This is a genomic window from Enterococcus sp. LJL120 (assembly GCF_054871765.1).
Window position 1 is genome coordinate 15,423 of sequence record NZ_JBTXLV010000004.1, and the last position, 17,709, is coordinate 33,131.

Genomic DNA, 17,709 nt, shown 5'->3' on the forward strand with positions numbered 1-17,709 from the left:
TGATAAATTGGTAAGATATGACATGAGGAAGGTGTCCCATGAAAAAAAGATTAAAGAAAAAAGTGGCTTATAAAGCCTATATTCGCAATATTTTTGAAGGCTACGAAAAAATGCTCCAAGATGCTAGCATCCCTGAATTAACCTTTACTTATTTAAAGGAGAAAACAATTCTCTCTAGGGATGATCAAGGCGCCATTCACTTTTTAACTAAAGACATGTAAAGGGAGTTCTGGGATAAAATCTGTTACACTTTATCCTAGAGCTTTTTTTGCTGCTTAGAACTTTAAGAAAAATCAAGCATTTTAAATAATGGCTTAAGATAACATTTTTTTGACTGATTGCCTTTACGAATAGACTAAAATTAAAGAAACGAAAGGAGTCTACCATGAAAATTTCAAAAATTGGCTTACTTACAAGCACTGCTTTACTATTCAGCAGTCTTTTAACAATTCCCACAGCAGCTTTAGCCACTAGCAGTTCAACTACTAGTGAAGAAACAACCTGGGATAAACCGATGTTTGTCGCTGGCGCCGGATTAACAGCCGCGCAATTAAATGAAACCATGAGTTTATTAAATATTACTGCAACTGATGTCGATACGGAGGTAGCAACGGCTCAAGATTTAATTAATTATCTTGGCTCCGGTTCTGGTGATGATTCCGCTATGTTAAGTTCCGTTGTTGTAACCAAAGAAGCAAGCGGCAGCGGTATTCAAGTGGATATTGTGACGCCTGCTAATATTACGTTAATTACGGCGGAGCAATATATGAATCCATTGGTAACTGCCGGCATCACCGATACCTCAATTGAAGTGGCTAGCGTTGTGCAAGTCACCGGCGAAAGTGCCTTAACGGGGGTTTATAAAGCCTTTGAAGCCCATGGCGTGACGATTGATCCTGACCGCGCGCAACTGGCGCAAGAAGAATTAACAACAACCACAGATATTGCCGATGAAATTACCAGCGAGGCATCTCAAGACAGCACGTTATCTTCTGAAGAACAATCAGCCGCAGATGAAGCTTATCAAACACAATTGAACCAAGCTTTAGTTGATATTAAAACAGAGTTGGCCACCCTCAAAGAAGCGCAAGGGGACAATGTCACAGCTGAAGATGTTGAAAATGTGGTCAACCAAGCCTTAAAGGACAATGATTTGTCGCAATATATTTCTCAAGACAGCATCAATCAGTTGATTGCCTTGGCGCAAAAGTATTTGGAGACTGATGGCGTTTTATCACAGGAATCTTTAGATCAGCTGCAAAAAATTTCAGACAGCTTTAAAGATACCCTCAGCCAATTAGGCGACCAATTTGGCGGATTAACAGATGCCTTGAAGGCTAACGAAGGCTTTTTCCAAAATTTATGGACCTCGGTTAAAGACTTCTTTACCAATTTGTTTAATTAATAGGTTTTTTGACAAAGAATTTTTAGCGTGCTACGGTGTTACAAGAAAAGTTTTGATGGTGGTGAAAAGATGAAAAGTCAGGAATTGGTGGAACAGCTGAATAAAAAAGTACCCTTGACAAAGCGGTCGATTTTGCTGATTATTTTAGCGGCTGTTTTGCTTTTTCTAGTTATTTTTTTCGGCTTTTTCGTTTCCCAAGGAGTTGTTGATGGTGATTCCATGAACCCGACGTTGACTGATGGCGATCGGGTTTTAATTTTTAATTATGAAAAGGTCGATCGCTTTGATATTGTCGCCTTTAATCCACCGGGACAGCCGGCTGAAGAATATGTCAAACGGGTGATTGGAATGCCTGGAGATGATGTGGCTTTTGATGATGGGGTGTTGTATATTAATGGAGAGGTCACTCCAGAGGACCATCTAGAGCCTGAGGACAATTACAGTAGTCCTTTTTGGAATTTTGACCTGCAGGATATTTTGGAAATTACCCCGAGTTTAGCCGGTGAAGCCATGCCTGCAACAATTCCTGATGAGATGTATCTCGTCTTAGGGGATAATCGCAATAATTCTGAGGACAGCCGGACCTTTGGCCTGATTTCAGCAGAGGAAATTATCGGCGTGGTCCATTTCCGTTACCGCCCACTAACTGATTTTGGCATTTTACATTAAAGAAAAGGGGAGACCATGACAGACAACAGCCCATATCTAAGAAGAGCTCAATATTATGAAACCGATCAGATGGGAATTATCCATCATTCCAATTACATTCGCTGGTTTGAAGAAACTCGTTTAGATTTTCTCGCAAAAAATCAAATCTCTTATCAAAAAATCGAAGAGCTGGGAATTATCATCCCAGTGCTTGCCGTAGATTGTCAGTATAAAGAGATGGTTCATTTTGATGACCAAGTCTTGATTTATTCAACCGTAGAAGCTTATACAGGAACCCGTCTGACAATTACTTATGAAATCAAAGATACCAGTGGCAAACTTTATACGACCGGCGCCAGTCAGCATTGCTTTTTATCCAAGGAAACTGGCCGGCTCATCAGTTTAAAGAAAAGTTTTCCTGAAGTGCATCATCAGTTTGAAGCGTTAAAAAATCAGACAAAGGAGTAACTAAATGGAGATAATTGACTACTCACTGCAAAAAAATAATCAAGAACTGACGGCACTTTTAAACGAACATCAATTAGAAAATAGTGATGGGCCTATCGGTAAAGCTGTTGAATTTTCTTTTGCAGCATTTTCTGAAGGCAGCTATCTGGGCGGAATCAGCGGTCACAAATGGCTAAACACTCTGCATATCAGCCTGTTGGCGACTAAACCGGCAGTGCGTCAGCAAGGTTTAGGGACTCAGCTATTAAATCAAGCCAAAGACTTTGCCTTAACAAATGACTGTCGCTTTATCACAATCAATACACAGGATTTTCAGGCTAGGGATTTTTATCTGGATTATGGTTTTGCAATTATCGCCGAAGTCGCTGATATGCCATTTGCTGGGACTACTAAATATTTTATGTTAATGGATTTAACAGGAATCGAAAATACTTAAAAATGGTTTAAGCGATTGGGGAAAAAAGTAGATAACTCACCGTATTTACTACGTTTCAATGAGTCAGCTGAATTGCTATTTTAAAAAGAGTCTTTATCAACAGTGTTGCCATTTTAAAAGGAGTCTTCGATGGATCAAACGATGCGTTTATTAAAAAAATTTTTTGTGGAAAATGCAGACTTGCGAGTCTTTGCCATGAATGGCTCACGGGTGAACCCACAAATCGCTGATGATAAATTTAAAGATTACGATGTGGTGTTCTTCACCGATCAAGTTAAGAAATATCGACTTCAGCAAGATTTTTTACAAAACTTTGGTGAGGTTTTAATTATGACAGAACCCGAGGATGACGATTTATCGCCGCCTTGGTTTCCAAAAGACCAAGGCTACATTTTTTTAGTTCAATATACCAATGGGGTGCGAATTGATTTCCAGTTTCGTTCTTTGAAACTGTTACCGGAGTATTTAGAGGAAGATTCGTTGACTCAAATTATTGCTGATAAAGAGGGACTGACTGAGCAAATTGTCTCAACAGATCAAGATTATTGGCTGACCTATCCCTCTCAAAAAGCCGTGATAGCTTCTATTAAAGAATTTTGGTGGCAATCCCTCAGTGTCTTGAAGGCAACTTTGCGGGGAGAATTGCTGCTGGATCAATTTTATTTACGAATCACCCGGGATGAAGTGATTCGACTGATGACCTGGCAAACGGCCTTGACTTATGGATTTGAACGCAGTTATGGCAAACAGCAAACACAAATTTTGCCTTTACTCGATGAAAACGAGAGGGCAGCACTACTGGCAACCTATCATTCTGACGGCTCTGAAGCGATTTATACTTCACTGCTGCAATTAATGGCATTGACAATGAAATTTTTCCAGCTGCTTAAAAATGAGTTTCACTTGTCTGAAGGTTTTTTACAGGAATTACCAAAAATTCCTGAGAAATATCTTTTAAGCAAGCAGGAAAATGATTTAGCTGAAACATTCAAACTATAAAAAATTAGGAGAAACATCTGGCTATTGCTACAGGTTTCTCCTAATTTTTTTATTATTCTTCTGTAATACTGGAGTCAGTCGCCATCAGACTTCTTTGCGCCTCTAAAGCGGCATCCAGAGTCGCTTGGTCAGTTTCTTCAGTGACTAAAATTTCGCTGTAATTTGGAATAAAGGCTGGGTAGCTAAAGCCGATGATTCCGCTATAAGTGATGTTAACCACTAAGCCGGCAATCAATTCGCTCGTCGCTGGTTCATTACCATTTTCCATTTTCACCTTGTCCAAATCAACTTCAAGTCGATACATATCGGTGCCTTGACCGACTCGGGCAACGACTAAAACATTATTTTCATTGGAAACAATCACACTTTCTAAATGTTCAGTTGTGTCAACCATGCTAGTCATACTGCTATCCTCCGTCACTGAGCTGCTTTCAATTGTCGTTGTAGTAGAGCTAGCCGTGCTGTTGGCAGAATCGCTACCACCACAGCCAGCTAATATTAATCCGCTTAAAAGGGTGACACCCAATAGTTTTACTTTCATATAATCATCTCCTTGATTCTTGCTTGTTACGTTATTTTATCCGCTTTCTTTTTTATTATGACATAAATTAACAGAGAGAGAAACCCTTTCAAGCTATCAACTTTCTAAAAAATTTATGTTATGATAAAGGCGTGTAAGGGGAGGGTGACAGGATGCGGGTCTTAGCCAATTTATTTAGTTTTTCGCGAATTATAGCAGCACCCTTCTTAATTTTCTTTGGGACAGAATCTTGGGAATTCTTGGCAATTTATTTGTACTGCGGTGTCAGTGATATTCTCGACGGCCGTATCGCCAAATCAGCAGGGATTGCAGATGAAGCTGGTTTTCATGCTGATTTAATCGGCGACTTAGCCTTTTTATTTATTGCGTTAATCAGATTGGGCCCTCAGCAAACATTGCTTTCATGGGAACTTGTTTGGTTAGCAGGTATTTTGTTTTTTAAAGTGGTGGCAATCGTTATTGCCTATGATAAATTTCAACGATTTATTCTCGTGATGCCCACGTTTTTAAATCGCTGGGCATGGATTTGTCTCTTTTTTGTTCCATTCTACGATTATCTGGACGGTTATCTGGAGCAATATTTAAAAATCGAAACCAGCAGCAACTTTTTATTGCTGGCATTTTTACTGCTTGCCAGCTTAGCGGTTATCGAAGAATTATCGATTATTTTGTTGAGCAGAGAGTATGATTTTCAAGTCAAATCTATCTTTATGATAGAAAAAATATAGAAATGACTGTGACAGTAGTCATGTGAACAGATAGATTTTTGAATGATATTGTATTTGTCTCTGTGATTCGGTGGGTTTTCGAGACAGAAAGTGCGTGTAGGACTGCAGCCCAGGAGTTCCTCATCGCAAATTCTGAATATTTTGTGGTGCATGTCGGCTATTGTTCAGAAAAATTTTCTCTGTTTAATCTAGTGTTACAGCTTCTATTTTATCTCGGTAAAGCCTTGATGTTTTAAGAAGTCCTTCAACTGTGGTCGTTTGGCAGTGGCAAAATAATCAGTGACTTTTTGGCTCCAGTTGGTTTGCTGCTGATTGTTACTTCGCTGAGTGTAGTAGTTTTCCATGGCTAAATCATAATCTGTAATTTCCTTCATATCAAAATGATAGCGGTCAATTGGTGCAGCAAGTATTTTTGGCAGTCGTCGCTTCACTTGATTTTTATTTTTTGGATAACCAATTACCAAACCAAATAAGGGGACAGTCAGCGGTGGTAATTCCAAAAGATTCGCAACTTCAAAAATTTGATTGCGAACACCGCCGATAAAACAAATGCCCAGACCTTGACTTTCAGCAAAGGTCGCCATGCCTTGAGCTGCCAAAGTCGTATCAATAATGGACACAAGCAGCGGTTCCATCGTTTTTAAATGGGTAGTATCTTTCTGCTGCGCCTGCAAAATTCTGGCATGCCGCTGCAAATCTGCAACAAATACATAAAAGGTCCCAGCCTGTGAAATAAATCCCGGATTACGACTATAGCTCTCAATAGCACGCAATTTTTCAGGATTACGAATTTCAATAATGGAATAGGCCTGTAAAAAATTTGAGGAAGAGACACTCTGAGCGGCAGCCACCAATTGCTCCTTTAATGCCTTCGGGATATCCTGCTGAGTAAAATCTCGAACTGATGTATGTTGAATCATGGTTTCAAATAAATCCAAAAGAAAACCTCCTAAAATAGTGATAGTAACAGTGTAACAGAGTTAAGAAAAAGAATACTGGTTAGAAGTTTAAGTGAGGAAGTTTTTTTATTAATGTCAGTAATTTTAATAAAGAATCTAAAGCAATAATAATTGTGGCTAGATGATGGAGATTTTCCTTTTGTGATTTTAAGTTGATCATGTAAATGAAAATAAAGTTTAATAGTTATGACTAAAATATCAATTATTTCAAAGCAAGCAATATTGATTTAATTCACAGCGCTAGACTGGTGAAACATAAACCTAAACTGGCAAAAAAAACTTTCAACTATTTTTCTTCGTAATTTCGATTCGTTTTAGCAATAGAACAGCGATTTTATAGAATCTGCATTTTATACTTTGATTTTGCAGGCGGAGGAGAGGTTAAAACGAGTAGAATTGTCTGGAATTATGTCGAGCAGCTAAAATTTTATATCTTAGTTTACATAATATATATTATACAAAGTTAACTTTGTTTTAAATAGAAAAAAGCAGATTGAAATCCAATTCATTTCAACCCACCTACTGATTCTTTTACTAATCCACTATCTATACATAACTTAATATTTTCTCTATTCTTTTTACTATTTGGAATTCAAAACTTAAATCTATTCACTTTCTAACAAACTAAGCTGTTGTTTGATTTCAGCAAGCCATCTAGGTTGATTATGATTTTGATTTGCGTAGTCATCAGCAATTCGGTGATAACTTTGGATGGCGTCATTGACAGCAGTTTTACCAAAAGATTCTGACCAAATGATACTAAATAACGCCGTATGATAAGCATAAACTTTGAACAATAGCCAAAAGCTTTCCGGCACATTGTCATTAAAATAACCAGAAATCTGGCCCCACGCAAAAGCTGTTGAATCTTCGACGGTAAAAGCTTCAACTCTGACAAATTCCTCAAAAGGATCACCGATATCCCAGCGATTAAAATCAATCACCGCTAAAGTATTGTCCGGCTGCAAAACTAAATTACCAGGATGATAATCGCCATGTTGATAAGTTATTGGTTGCTGCATTATAAAATCAAGATTTTGCTGAATGAAATCAATCATCGCATCTTGATTATCTAAATGATAATTAGCCTGCAAATAGCGGTCCAACTGGCGGCGTTTTTTTGCAATAACTTGCTGTAGACAATCCTCTGCTAAAATTTTTTCTTCAAGAGGTTGCTCATGAAGCCTTTTTAGAAATCTCCCTGCAGTTTGGCCTAATTGATATTGCTCTGATACCGGCAAATCTGAGAGAACTCCTGATAAAGTCTCCCCTTCTAGATAAGATAATTTCATGTAAGCCCATTCAGAATCATTAATCTGCCGGCACGAAATTGGCTGAGAACATTGAATACCAGTTTGATAAACAATTTCAACAAAATGAAACTCTGCTAACTTTTCAGCAAATAAATCATTGGAAAACAAGCGATATAAATAACGCTTGTTGTTGATTGCGGCAGAAATTTTGACATCATCTGACCAGCCTTTCTTAATTACCTCATAAGACTGCCACTTATCAAAGTCCTCAATTTTTTGAAAAATTTCCTGCATGGTCTCTTCCCTTCTCAAACAAAATTACTAAATCAGTTCTTTGATTTCAGCAACTGCTGCTGAAACATCTAAAGCAGTAGTATCGATTTTTATCGATTCAACCCCTCGATAATTTTCTAAACGAGCTATTGCCGTAGCAATTGAATCGAAGCTCCGGAGACCCTTTACAATGTCAGCTTGAATATTTTCTGTCAATTTTTGCGGGCTCGCAACAAGTGAGATAGAAATTACTTCCGTATCGGATAGCTTCAATCCCGCTAAAACATCCTCAATTATTTCTTGGTGATCCATCACCCAGCAAAAAATAATAAATTCAAAGCTTGAATTATCAATAAAGGATTGCAGCAAAAATTGAATGTTTTTCAAAACCATCTTTTTATTCTCTTCTGTAAATTGCCACGGATGCATTTGCCAGCACCAGTCACCATCCAACATCACTGAGTTGTCTAACTCTTCATTTAATGCAGCAGTCACGGTACTTTTCCCAATCCCCATTGGGCCACCAATCAAGATAAGCTTTTTCATTTCAGGTTACCTCTCCTTAAAAATGTTCTTAGAGTCCATTCGTAGATTGAAATCTAGGATTAAGTTTTCCTTCAGACTTCTAAAACTAATTTTCAGAACTAAAATTGGTTTTCAAAAATGTTTGCTGAAAGTAACAAACAACTAGATAAGCACTTTAGCCCACTTTCGAAAGGCACTGATGCTAACTTGTTTGCCAACATTTATTTTCCCGTCTTAACCCAATGGCGCAAATATTTAAAAATCAGATAGAAGGACGTAATTGTAATAACAAGCAAAATAAGTTTAATCAATGCTCCAAAGATATGAAAAAACGTGTCCGCTATGATTAAACCAAATAAAACAATCAGCCCAACTAGCAGCCACCCAACTACTCGCCCAGCTCTAATGGCGGCTTCTTTCGGCAAGTCACCAAAGGTATTGCCAGCAATTAAGCGCAGCCATTTACCACGAAACAGTTGAATTGCCAGAATTAAAAACCCGAAAATCACCAGACTCAGAAAAATATAGGTAAACACTTGCCTTCCTCCCTTCATATTTTCAATGATTTCAGCAGTATTTTTGCGTATTTTATTGAAAGAAATCTAGTTAAATTATAACATAGTAGTATAAATGTACTCAAAAGTGAACTGGAGGGCTTGCTATGAAAAACTTGGGCAATTTTTTTGGGGCAATAGCGGTTTATTGTGGCCTGATTTTTTTCCTACAAAAAGATCAGCGTTATTTGTATGGGTTGCTGTTTTGTCTTTTGTTATGGCTATTGTTGAATTTATATCCGGTCTTCAGTCAAAAGCACCGTTTTGCTCGAGCGGAGCTGGCGACTATTGATGAAATGTCGGGAATTGAATTTGAACAATACACAAAATTTTTATTGACTAAAGTTGGTTACCTAAAAATCAAAGAAACCAGCAGAGTCGGTGATCAAGGCATCGACCTGCTAGCTCAAAAAGATGGTGTTTCTTATGGATTTCAGTGTAAACGCTGGAAGAAAAAAGTTGGCAATAAAGCGGTCCAAGAGGTCCACGCCGGCTTAGGTTACTACGGCTTAGATCAAGGGATTGTTATCACCAATAATTATTTTACGAAATCGGCTAGCGAATTAGCGACCAAATTAAACTTTCGTTTATGGGATCGTGACGACTTAGCAAAACTTTTACGGGAACAGCAGAAATTACAAGCTACTAAAGAGAAAAAAGCATCCTGATGCTACGTCCTTCTTGCAAACTAAATTTTTATGCTCAACCACTAAAAAATTTCAACGCAACTGGTAATCAGCAAGATAATTACAGACCCCGCAAGAATTACAATTCATTTAAAAAATCTTGTAGTTCTTGCCGGTAATTATTTTCTTGAATAATTTTTTCCAGTAGTGCTTTATCATGGGTATGATTGATTCGTTTGCTGATTAATTCTTTATATTGTGGATAAAATGGCATCTGCAATTGCTCCCCTAAAGCAATTTCCTTTGAAACATCATAGGCAACTCTTCTAAAATCAATGTCGATAATTTTCTCTTGTTCCACTTGCAAAATTGTGTAATAGGCTTGGCCATCAGAACGAAATTTGGACCAAGAACTAAAGGCTTGCCCGATAGAGCCGGGGTTTAAAATCAATTGGTCTTGGCTACTGTAGCGCAATGTTTGGTGGTGCACATGGGCATAAATAGCAACATCTAACGCTTTTAAATCCCCTTCAAAAAGTCGGTCATAGTCAGCTTGTTTGCCAACTGTTGACAAGCTACTGCCCGAGTTTTCTGTCGGTAGATTATGACTGATTCCAAAATTAATTCCTTCCACTGTCGTCGACTGATGCAATGGCAAATTTCGCAGCCAGTCAATATTTTCCAAAGACAAACCTTGGTAAACAAATTTCGTCAGCATACCAATGTAAACGTCAGTTGGGTTAGCTAAATCAATCTTTTTATCCAGTACCTCTAGCAGACAGTCATCCCAATTGCCTCTGACAGCTATCGAAAGCTTTAATTTTTTTAGCTCCGCAAAAATCTGCTGGCCAGTTGGACCTGGCAACAATAAATCCCCAAGAAACCAATAGTCCTCCACCGCTTTTTCTTGACAGTCTGTTAGCACGGCTTTAAAGGCGGTCAAATTTCCGTGGACATCAGCGAGCAATGCAATTGTTTTAACCATCTTTTCCCCCTCCAATCAGCTTTGACATTAATATTTCATCGTAATAACGATTGTCCCACTTCAATGCGTTTTTTTCGTAGCCGTATTCTTTGAAACCTAGTTTTTGATACAGGTGAACGGCCGCCAAATTTTCAGCATTCACCCAAAGACTCACTTGTTCAATCATTGGAAAAGTTTGCGGAATTTCAGTAAGCAATTGCTGCAATAATTGTTGGCTATAGCCTTTTTTACGAAATTCCGGCAGCAGATACATGCCGAAAATCACACCTTTATGAGCTAACTTCAAACCCTTTTCTTGATAGCAGCCCACCATGCCGACTAAAGTTTGATTATGGAAAAAGCCCAGCAACATTTTCTGATTTTTGTCGGCGAGTCGCTTTTGAATTTGTTCTTCCGTATAATCTTTTTCCTGCTGATAAGTTGCCGCGAAAGCCTCCGGAGCTTCCTGCAAAGCCTGCAGCCGCAATTGATGATACGCTGCGGCATCTTGTTGTGTTAAGTCACTTATCATGTGTATCCTCCCCAGAAAAATAAATTGGCTGGTAGTGCAGTACTGCTAAATATTTTAAAAAATCAGCATAGTCTAAAATCACTGTCGCATCATTTTGATTTGGATGAAACCCGATTTTTTGATTGCGGGGGATATCTTGATGAAGTAAAACCTTTATAGAACTGCTCCCCTCACCTCTTTTTTCAGGCAAAGCCAAGGGCCCCACCGCCCCCATCTGTAGGCCGAACTTCTTAGCTAAGTCCTCAGCTGACACAAAACTTAAGCGTGTTTCGTTTAAAAATAAAGCCAGTTTTTTTAAGTCCAACTGGATGGAATCTGGCATCACCACCAGATAATAATGGGGATTGTTTTTGCCCTTCCCTTTCAGTAATAGATTTTTCACTGCAGATGCGGGAATCTCAAAATCGATATCAGCGACCGTATAAACAGCTTTGTGCTGAATAACTTGATAGGCAATCTCTAATTTTTTTAAGCGCTGATAGATATCAGCTGCTGGTAAAATCGTCATCTCGTCACCCTTTTTTATAATTTGCTATGCCAATAAAGTAGCAGCAGAGAAAACAAGCATCTCACTACTAAATGTCGCCAGTTTATTCTTCCATTTAGACTCAGTCCGTTCAAAATTGCTGCACACAATAAAATACTTAGCCCGCCATAGAAAAAAATTGGCCTAATGGGTGCTAAGAACACACAGCCGCCGCCAACTAAATTTATTAGCAGCAGTTTTGAAGAAAGTTGTTTTTTATTTTTCATAATACTACTGGCAACTAGCATCAAGCTGCCATATAAATCAGTCACGATATAAAAAATTAGGGTCATGTTTTTTTCCTCCTTTTGGTATACTAAGTAAAACACAGGGGGTTAACCCCCTGACAAGGAGAAAATAAAAATGAATATTTCCCAGTTTGTAAAACAGCAAAAGACAACTGTTGACACCGTTAAACATTATCTAAAACTAGAGCTTTTAACGCCTCAAAAAAAGCAGAGCTGGTATGATTTTACAGAGCAAGAAGTCGCTGATTTTGAAAATATTCAAGCTCTAAAGAAATTGGGATTTTCCCTCGCTTTAATCAAAAGGCTGAAGGAAAGCCATGAAAAGTATTGTGGAACGTCCCAACAGTGGCAGCAAAATCTGCTCATTATCGAAGAAGCTCTAACACAAGTTGCCATTGAGAAAGCAGACCTGCAGTTAAGAGAAAATAATTTATTGCTGACGAAAGGCCAACTTTTAGAAAAATTGGCGGAATAATTCTATTTTGCCCGAATCAAGTTTACATAATATTTATATTGGAACTCTGACTAAGCTTTTTTTACGCTGAATAAGTAATGAGGCATCTTTAGCCCATAATAATCTTTTGAAAATCGCTCCCTCACCAGCATCCCATTGCGAATAGCTACATTCATCGAAGCTAAATTCGTATCACGAACGATTGAAACAACTTCATTGGTAAGGTGCTCAAAGGCATATTCCTTACAAGCACGAGCAGCTTCAATAGCATAACCGTGTCCCCAAAAGCTTTTTTGCAAATGGTAGCCAATCTCCAAATAGTTTTTACCGGCCACCTGCTGTGAGGTTAACCCACACTCGCCGATAATTTCGCCGATCGCTTTTAATTCCATCGCCCACAAACCAAATTGATTCTCTTGATAAGAAGTCAGATTCCATTGCAGCCAATTTTTTACCTCGGCTTCAGAAAAGCCATGCTCATAAGCGTACATCACCTCAGGATCAGCTAAGAACTTACTTAACTCAAGCTCTTCACCCGGCTGCCACTCCCGCAAACGCAGTCGCGGTGTTTCTAAAACATAATGCATCCCATCACACCCTTTTTAAATTTCTTTTAGTTTAGCATAAGAATTCTTTCAAAACACCAATGGTATTGATTTTTAAAGGTTAGTTGTAACGCTAAGAATCGACGGATTTATCTTCTTTAATCCCTTTAAAAGCGGTATAATATAGCCATACCTGAAAAAAACATGATTTTTTTTGAAAAAAGTTGCAATATAATTTGAAGGACTGGTGGGAATAAGATGATTGAATTAGTAAATGTTGCCAAGCATTACGGGGATAAAATTGCTTTAAAGGATTTAAATTTAAAAATTCGCGAAGGAGAAATTTTTGGCTTTCTCGGACATAACGGTGCCGGTAAATCGACTACGATTAAATGTTTAGTCAGCACGATTAATCCAACGAGCGGAGATATTTTTTTTGACAACCAAAAATTAGCGGACAATCGTCTGGCGATTAAAAAGACGATTGGCTATGTTCCTGATACACCGGATTTATTTTTGCAATTAACAGCCAATGAATATTGGAATTTAATTGCTGTGGCCTTTAGTTTATCTGAAGCTACAAAAAATCAGCAAATTGCGAAATACACCAAGCTGTTTGATTTTGAGGATAAGGGTAATGAATTATTGGATAATTTTTCCCACGGGATGCGGCAAAAAGCCATTTTGATTGGTGCCCTACTCTCCGATCCAGATGTCTGGATTTTAGATGAACCGATGCAAGGCTTAGACCCGCAAGCGGCATTTGACCTAAAAGAATTGATGAAGGCCCATGCAGCCAAAGGAAAAACGGTGATTTTTTCGACCCACGTTTTAGATACTGCGCAGCAATTGTGCGATGAATTGGCGATTTTAAAGCAAGGGGAATTAATTTATAACGGTTCAGTGGATGACCTCTTGGCTTCAGCAGGAGATGAGTCTTTGGAATCTGTTTACTTAAAAATGGCTGGGCGCCAATCAGAACAGCAGGCCAGCGCTGCGCTTAGTTCAGAAAGTTCTGAGGCCTAGCCCATGAATAAAACTCAAGTATGGGAACTTTTTAAAATTAACCTGCTCTATGCTAATCCGCAGACAACCATGCAGCTTAGAAAGAAAAATCGTCAAGACAAGTCATTGACCCGCAGCTTATTGAGTCAGTACGTTTTGATTGCGGTGATGTTTGCCTTTATGTATGGCTTGATTATGATGTCAGTGGATTATCCAAACTACCCCGGCTTTTTCACGTTTTATTGTTTGATGTTTGGTTTGATGTCTTTTTCTCAATCAATTTCTATTTTATTCAATGTCTTTTATGACAGCAAAGATTTAAAAGATTATCTGCCGTTGCCTTACACCCAGGCTTCTGTCTTTATGGGGAAATTTTTAACGGTCGCCTTGACCGTTGCCCCTTTTCAGCTGCCGGTTTTTGTGCTATTTTGTTTCACTGCTTTTCGCAGCAGTGCCGCACCAATCATTAATTTTGTTATTGCGATTGTGTTGGGCTTGGCCTTCTTTTTCATTATTTTAGGCTTCAGTGCCCTTTTGGTTTCCGTATTGGTCCAATCGAAATGGTTTAATCGCCACAAAAGTGTTTTTACTACTTTGTTAATGGTAATTCCCACAATCGGGATGGTGGCCGGGATTTTATATGTTAATTCTCAGCAAACTTATGTCTATGAAGGCGTGCTGCCAGATCAGACACCGCTGCCGCCATTTTTACCCTTTCACATGGCCATCGTGCATCCCTTTAGTTTAGGAGGAATCCTGTCGATTATCGGAATATTAGGGGTGACCGGCTTGATTTTTGTTTTGGCGATTAAATTTGTCGTGCCAAGAATGTACAATTATGCCAGCGGAGAATATACTCCGGTCCTTTCGGAAAAAGCCAGCAAGAAAAAAATTGCCTATCGCAGTTTAAATCGACAGCTGATGACCTACAACTTGTCACTGATTAAAAATCCAACGTTAATGCTGCAGGCTTTTAGTTCGATTGCCTTGATTCCTTTGATTATGCTAATCAATATGATGACTTCTGGTTTTAATTTAGTCGGGATAAGTGCTGATTTTTGGCCGATTGCCTTTGTAATTGGTGTCTTTTATTCCGCCTTTACAATTAATACGACCTCCATCGGCAGCATGATGATTTCTTTAGATGGCGATAATTTTGAATTTATCCGTTCGTTACCGATGAATTTTAGTGACTATTTAAAGGTGAAATTCCGTTTTGCGGTCATTGTGCAAATGATTTTAACGGGACTTATGGTGTTGATTATCAGCCTGGTCATGCAGGCTAATCCACTCTTAATTATCGGCGTTCTATTAGGAGATTTTTTAGGGACTTATTTATTAAGCTGCTATTATTTCTATCGAGATTATCGCCTTTTGACGACCAATTGGACCAGTGTTTCCCAATTATTTAATCGGGGTGCTGGTACTTGGGGAATGGTTTTCATTTATTTTGGTGTGTTGATTATCGGCGGACTTGTGACAGCAGCTCTGGGCTTTTGGCTCGTGCTAACCGGCCAGACCCTCTTGATTACTTTGATTACGCTGGTGATCTTTGCCATCATCACCTTTGCCGTGAACCGCCACTATCAAAAAGTTTTTTGGTCTCAGGATTTATTGAATTAAATGAACTTAGAGGTAATAAATAAGGAGGAAAAATGATGAAGGAAAAAAATACTTTTCATGTCAATGGTTACTTAGCTTTAATCGTTTTAATTTTGGCAATTTTGGGTGGTCTCTATTTATTTTTTATGGGTGTCTCTGGAGATGATATTCGCGTTCTGCCGATGCTTTTAGGAACGGTGATTATTATCTTAGCTTTTCTTTTTCTCAGTTCTTTTACCATTGTCAGCCCGAATCAGGCCAAAGCAGTTTTGTTTTTTGGTCAGTATTTAGGTACGATTAAAGACAACGGATTGTTTGTTATCACGCCCTTTACGAATAAAATCAACGTATCTTTAAAAGTTCGCAACTTTAACAGCTCACTATTAAAGGTCAATGATTCAGAAGGTAATCCGATTGAAATTTCCGCTGTTGTTGTATTTAAAGTGGTCGACACCGCTAAAGCTTTGTTTGATGTTGATTACTATCAAGATTTTGTCGAAATTCAAAGTGAGACAGCTATTCGCCACATTGCCACACAATATCCTTATGACAGCTATGGAGACGGCGATATTACCTTAAGAGGCAATACAAATGAAGTATCTGCTGAATTGGCCAAAGAATTACAAGATCGTTTGGCAGTAGCCGGCGTTGAAGTGATTGAAACTCGTTTGAACCACTTGGCCTATGCAACCGAGATTGCTAGCGCTATGTTGCAGCGGCAACAGGCTAAAGCCATTTTATCTGCCCGCCAAACGATTGTTGAAGGGGCCGTTTCAATGACCCAAATGGCCTTGGAGCAAATCGAAGACGGCCAGGAAATTAATTTTACTGATGACCGCAAAGTCCAATTGATTAATAATCTTTTGGTTTCCATTATTACCGACAAAGGTACTCAGCCTGTAATTAACACCGGCGACGTCGAAAAATCTAAATAAAGTTTTTATTAAATAAACAGACTCTGAGAAGATTGCCGACTGGCTTTCTTTTTAGAGTCTGTTTTATTGATTAATTTGGCTATTGGCTAAAGCAGCTTTGCCATATAATATTCATCTTGATAACGATTGTTCATAAAAATACTGTCTTTTTTAGTGCCTTCAATGACAAAACCCTTGTTTTGATATAGCTTGAGGCCCGCTTGATTTTCTGTCATAACAGTCAACTCTAAACGATGCAGCGGCTTTTGTTTCGCCCAAGTTTCCAGTTCTGTAAAAAGCCGGCTGCCAATGCCCTGCCCACAATAAGCTTGCCGAATACCGATAACGATGTAAGCAGTGTGTTGGATTTTTTGCAAGGGTGTTACCTTAGCTGAAATATAACCAATCAGCTCCTCTGAAACCTGCCACACACCCAACAAAAATCCAGTTTCGTTGGCCGTTGTCAAAATGTTTTCCAGTGCCGCCAGATTTTCCTCCCGTTCATCCGGCAGATATAGCATATAAGGGGTCTCTTGATCCAGCTGTTTAGATAGCTGGTAAAAAGCCTTAGCATCTTCTGCCTTAAGCAAACGATACTTAAGCATAAGGATATTCCCACTTGTTATCGACAAAGTCTTGAATTGTTTGTAACACACCGTCCTCGTTATTACTAGGCACAACCTTTTGGGCGATTGCTTTAATCGCCTCTTGCCCATTGGCCATCGCAAAACCATGCTCCACAAATTTCAGCATTTCTAAATCATTGCCGGCATCACCGAAAGCTATCATTTCATTTGGTAAAATTTGATATTTTTCCCCTAATAATTTCAAGCCATGGGCCTTGTTAACCCCCGGTAAGATAATGTCAATATCCTGATGCCCACTATTCACGGGAATCATTTCACCGGCTAATTTGTCGTTTAAGACTTTCGTCAACTCCGCTGCATGTTCCGGATTTTTAACAATATTCGCAAATTTTAAAAAGCGGTCGGCTGGCAACGGCCAAAATTGCTGAACTTTTTCCATCCGATAATAATATTCAGCGATGTAATCCACCAACTGTTGATTGTCAGTCGTGTAATAGGCTTTTTTGCGGCCGCATAGTAAAGTGGCCACTTGATACTCTGCCAAGATCTTTAAGGTTTTTTCAATCACCTCAGGAGGGATATTGCCGACAAAAATTTCTTCTTCGCCGTCTAGCACTAAGCCGCCGTTTTCGGCAACAAAGGGAATACTTTGCCAGTCGTCAAAAAAACTCCGTAGCTGGTAATACTGATTGCCGCTGGCGACGACAAATTTAACGCCATCAAAAGTCATTTGCTGCCGCAGCTCCTTAAACCAATCTCGGTTGTAAGTTTTATCTGAGTGTAAAAAAGTACCGTCCATGTCTACTGCAACTAATTTAATCATCTACTCGCTCCTTTGTCTTCTTTCTCCTTCAATGAAACCATAGGTAAGCGCAAAAAACAACCTTCATATCCCCATATGAAGGCTGCTTTTCATT

The 17,709-nt window shown here is 38.8% G+C and carries 24 protein-coding genes; 12 read left to right on the forward strand and 12 right to left on the reverse strand.

What is annotated here, in order from left to right; all coding sequences use genetic code 11:
* The first annotated feature begins 38 nt into the window (after window positions 1–38).
* From ACYSNU_RS07525 to ACYSNU_RS07550, 6 genes are all read left to right on the forward strand, one after another.
* Complete coding sequence (locus ACYSNU_RS07525) at window positions 39–221, forward strand: hypothetical protein (protein WP_461736568.1); 183 nt, start codon at window positions 39–41, stop codon at window positions 219–221.
* Between the two features lie 164 nt (window positions 222–385).
* The gene (locus tag ACYSNU_RS07530; protein ID WP_461736569.1) at window positions 386–1,405 is read left to right on the forward strand and encodes a DUF1002 domain-containing protein; all 1,020 of its coding nucleotides are present in this window, start codon (window positions 386–388) and stop codon (window positions 1,403–1,405) included.
* 69 nt (window positions 1,406–1,474) lie between these two features.
* Window positions 1,475–2,074 carry a signal peptidase I gene (lepB, locus tag ACYSNU_RS07535; protein ID WP_461736570.1) on the forward strand — a complete coding sequence of 200 codons (600 nt, stop codon included), beginning with the start codon at window positions 1,475–1,477 and terminating at the stop codon, window positions 2,072–2,074.
* A gap of 15 nt (window positions 2,075–2,089) precedes the next feature.
* Window positions 2,090–2,521: an acyl-CoA thioesterase gene (locus ACYSNU_RS07540; RefSeq protein ID WP_461736571.1), complete on the forward strand. Its 432-nt coding sequence runs from the start codon at window positions 2,090–2,092 to the stop codon at window positions 2,519–2,521.
* A gap of 4 nt (window positions 2,522–2,525) precedes the next feature.
* Window positions 2,526–2,957, forward strand: a complete 432-nt coding sequence (locus ACYSNU_RS07545; protein ID WP_461736572.1) for a GNAT family N-acetyltransferase — start codon at window positions 2,526–2,528, stop codon at window positions 2,955–2,957.
* 129 nt (window positions 2,958–3,086) lie between these two features.
* The gene (locus tag ACYSNU_RS07550; RefSeq protein WP_461736573.1) at window positions 3,087–3,956 is read left to right on the forward strand and encodes an aminoglycoside 6-adenylyltransferase; all 870 of its coding nucleotides are present in this window, start codon (window positions 3,087–3,089) and stop codon (window positions 3,954–3,956) included.
* 52 nt (window positions 3,957–4,008) lie between these two features.
* Here the strand turns inward: ACYSNU_RS07550 and ACYSNU_RS07555 are convergent, their stop codons facing one another.
* Entirely contained in the window at window positions 4,009–4,497 is a 489-nt protein-coding gene (locus ACYSNU_RS07555; protein ID WP_461736574.1) for a hypothetical protein, read from the reverse strand.
* Between the two features lie 152 nt (window positions 4,498–4,649).
* Between ACYSNU_RS07555 and ACYSNU_RS07560 the strand changes: the two genes are divergently transcribed.
* On the forward strand, window positions 4,650–5,225 hold the full coding sequence (locus tag ACYSNU_RS07560; RefSeq protein WP_461736575.1) for a CDP-alcohol phosphatidyltransferase family protein: 576 nt from the start codon (window positions 4,650–4,652) through the stop codon (window positions 5,223–5,225).
* Window positions 5,226–5,428: 203 nt separating this feature from the next.
* Here ACYSNU_RS07560 and ACYSNU_RS07565 read toward each other — a convergent pair whose 3' ends face one another.
* The 4 genes from ACYSNU_RS07565 to ACYSNU_RS07580 all read right to left on the reverse strand — a co-directional run bounded on the left by ACYSNU_RS07565 (window position 5,429) and on the right by ACYSNU_RS07580 (window position 8,771).
* Window positions 5,429–6,163, reverse strand: coding sequence for an NADPH-dependent oxidoreductase (locus ACYSNU_RS07565; RefSeq protein WP_461736576.1), 735 nt, complete (start codon window positions 6,161–6,163; stop codon window positions 5,429–5,431).
* A 626-nt stretch (window positions 6,164–6,789) separates the two neighbouring features.
* Window positions 6,790–7,731, reverse strand: a complete 942-nt coding sequence (locus ACYSNU_RS07570; protein ID WP_461736577.1) for an aminoglycoside phosphotransferase family protein — start codon at window positions 7,729–7,731, stop codon at window positions 6,790–6,792.
* A gap of 27 nt (window positions 7,732–7,758) precedes the next feature.
* Window positions 7,759–8,256, reverse strand: coding sequence for an AAA family ATPase (locus ACYSNU_RS07575; protein WP_461736578.1), 498 nt, complete (start codon window positions 8,254–8,256; stop codon window positions 7,759–7,761).
* A 200-nt stretch (window positions 8,257–8,456) separates the two neighbouring features.
* Window positions 8,457–8,771, reverse strand: coding sequence for a hypothetical protein (locus ACYSNU_RS07580; RefSeq protein ID WP_461736579.1), 315 nt, complete (start codon window positions 8,769–8,771; stop codon window positions 8,457–8,459).
* 125 nt (window positions 8,772–8,896) lie between these two features.
* On the opposite strand from ACYSNU_RS07580, the gene ACYSNU_RS07585 reads away from it, so the two are divergent.
* On the forward strand, window positions 8,897–9,457 hold the full coding sequence (locus ACYSNU_RS07585; protein ID WP_461736580.1) for a restriction endonuclease: 561 nt from the start codon (window positions 8,897–8,899) through the stop codon (window positions 9,455–9,457).
* 97 nt (window positions 9,458–9,554) lie between these two features.
* Here the strand turns inward: ACYSNU_RS07585 and ACYSNU_RS07590 are convergent, their stop codons facing one another.
* Genes ACYSNU_RS07590 through ACYSNU_RS07605 form a run of 4 tightly spaced genes read right to left on the reverse strand, consistent with a single transcriptional unit; the run spans window position 9,555 to window position 11,730 of the window.
* Window positions 9,555–10,400 (reverse strand): metallophosphoesterase family protein, encoded by an 846-nt coding sequence (locus tag ACYSNU_RS07590; RefSeq protein ID WP_461736581.1) that lies wholly within the window; start codon window positions 10,398–10,400, stop codon window positions 9,555–9,557.
* Window positions 10,393–10,911, reverse strand: a complete 519-nt coding sequence (locus ACYSNU_RS07595) for a GNAT family N-acetyltransferase (protein ID WP_461736582.1) — start codon at window positions 10,909–10,911, stop codon at window positions 10,393–10,395. Before ACYSNU_RS07595 ends, ACYSNU_RS07590 begins: the two co-directional genes overlap by 8 nt.
* Window positions 10,901–11,419: a YbaK/EbsC family protein gene (locus tag ACYSNU_RS07600; protein ID WP_461736583.1), complete on the reverse strand. Its 519-nt coding sequence runs from the start codon at window positions 11,417–11,419 to the stop codon at window positions 10,901–10,903. The genes ACYSNU_RS07595 and ACYSNU_RS07600 overlap by 11 nt, the downstream gene beginning before the upstream one ends.
* Window positions 11,420–11,433: 14 nt before the next feature.
* A complete protein-coding gene (locus tag ACYSNU_RS07605) occupies window positions 11,434–11,730 on the reverse strand; it encodes a hypothetical protein (RefSeq protein WP_461736584.1) in 297 nt (98 codons plus the stop codon).
* A gap of 70 nt (window positions 11,731–11,800) precedes the next feature.
* Between ACYSNU_RS07605 and ACYSNU_RS07610 the strand changes: the two genes are divergently transcribed.
* The gene (locus ACYSNU_RS07610; RefSeq protein WP_461736585.1) at window positions 11,801–12,160 is read left to right on the forward strand and encodes a MerR family transcriptional regulator; all 360 of its coding nucleotides are present in this window, start codon (window positions 11,801–11,803) and stop codon (window positions 12,158–12,160) included.
* A gap of 50 nt (window positions 12,161–12,210) precedes the next feature.
* Here the strand turns inward: ACYSNU_RS07610 and ACYSNU_RS07615 are convergent, their stop codons facing one another.
* A complete protein-coding gene (locus ACYSNU_RS07615; protein ID WP_461736586.1) occupies window positions 12,211–12,726 on the reverse strand; it encodes a GNAT family N-acetyltransferase in 516 nt (171 codons plus the stop codon).
* 216 nt (window positions 12,727–12,942) lie between these two features.
* On the opposite strand from ACYSNU_RS07615, the gene ACYSNU_RS07620 reads away from it, so the two are divergent.
* Genes ACYSNU_RS07620 through ACYSNU_RS07630 form a run of 3 tightly spaced genes read left to right on the forward strand, consistent with a single transcriptional unit; the run spans window position 12,943 to window position 16,226 of the window.
* On the forward strand, window positions 12,943–13,710 hold the full coding sequence (locus ACYSNU_RS07620) for an ABC transporter ATP-binding protein (RefSeq protein ID WP_461736587.1): 768 nt from the start codon (window positions 12,943–12,945) through the stop codon (window positions 13,708–13,710).
* A 3-nt stretch (window positions 13,711–13,713) separates the two neighbouring features.
* Complete coding sequence (locus ACYSNU_RS07625; RefSeq protein WP_461736588.1) at window positions 13,714–15,312, forward strand: hypothetical protein; 1,599 nt, start codon at window positions 13,714–13,716, stop codon at window positions 15,310–15,312.
* Between the two features lie 35 nt (window positions 15,313–15,347).
* Complete coding sequence (locus ACYSNU_RS07630) at window positions 15,348–16,226, forward strand: SPFH domain-containing protein (protein ID WP_265457500.1); 879 nt, start codon at window positions 15,348–15,350, stop codon at window positions 16,224–16,226.
* 86 nt (window positions 16,227–16,312) lie between these two features.
* On the opposite strand, the gene ACYSNU_RS07635 is transcribed toward ACYSNU_RS07630, so the two are convergent.
* Complete coding sequence (locus ACYSNU_RS07635; RefSeq protein WP_461736589.1) at window positions 16,313–16,810, reverse strand: GNAT family N-acetyltransferase; 498 nt, start codon at window positions 16,808–16,810, stop codon at window positions 16,313–16,315.
* Window positions 16,803–17,615 carry a Cof-type HAD-IIB family hydrolase gene (locus tag ACYSNU_RS07640; protein WP_461736590.1) on the reverse strand — a complete coding sequence of 271 codons (813 nt, stop codon included), beginning with the start codon at window positions 17,613–17,615 and terminating at the stop codon, window positions 16,803–16,805. Before ACYSNU_RS07640 ends, ACYSNU_RS07635 begins: the two co-directional genes overlap by 8 nt.
* Between the last annotated feature and the right edge of the window lie 94 nt (window positions 17,616–17,709).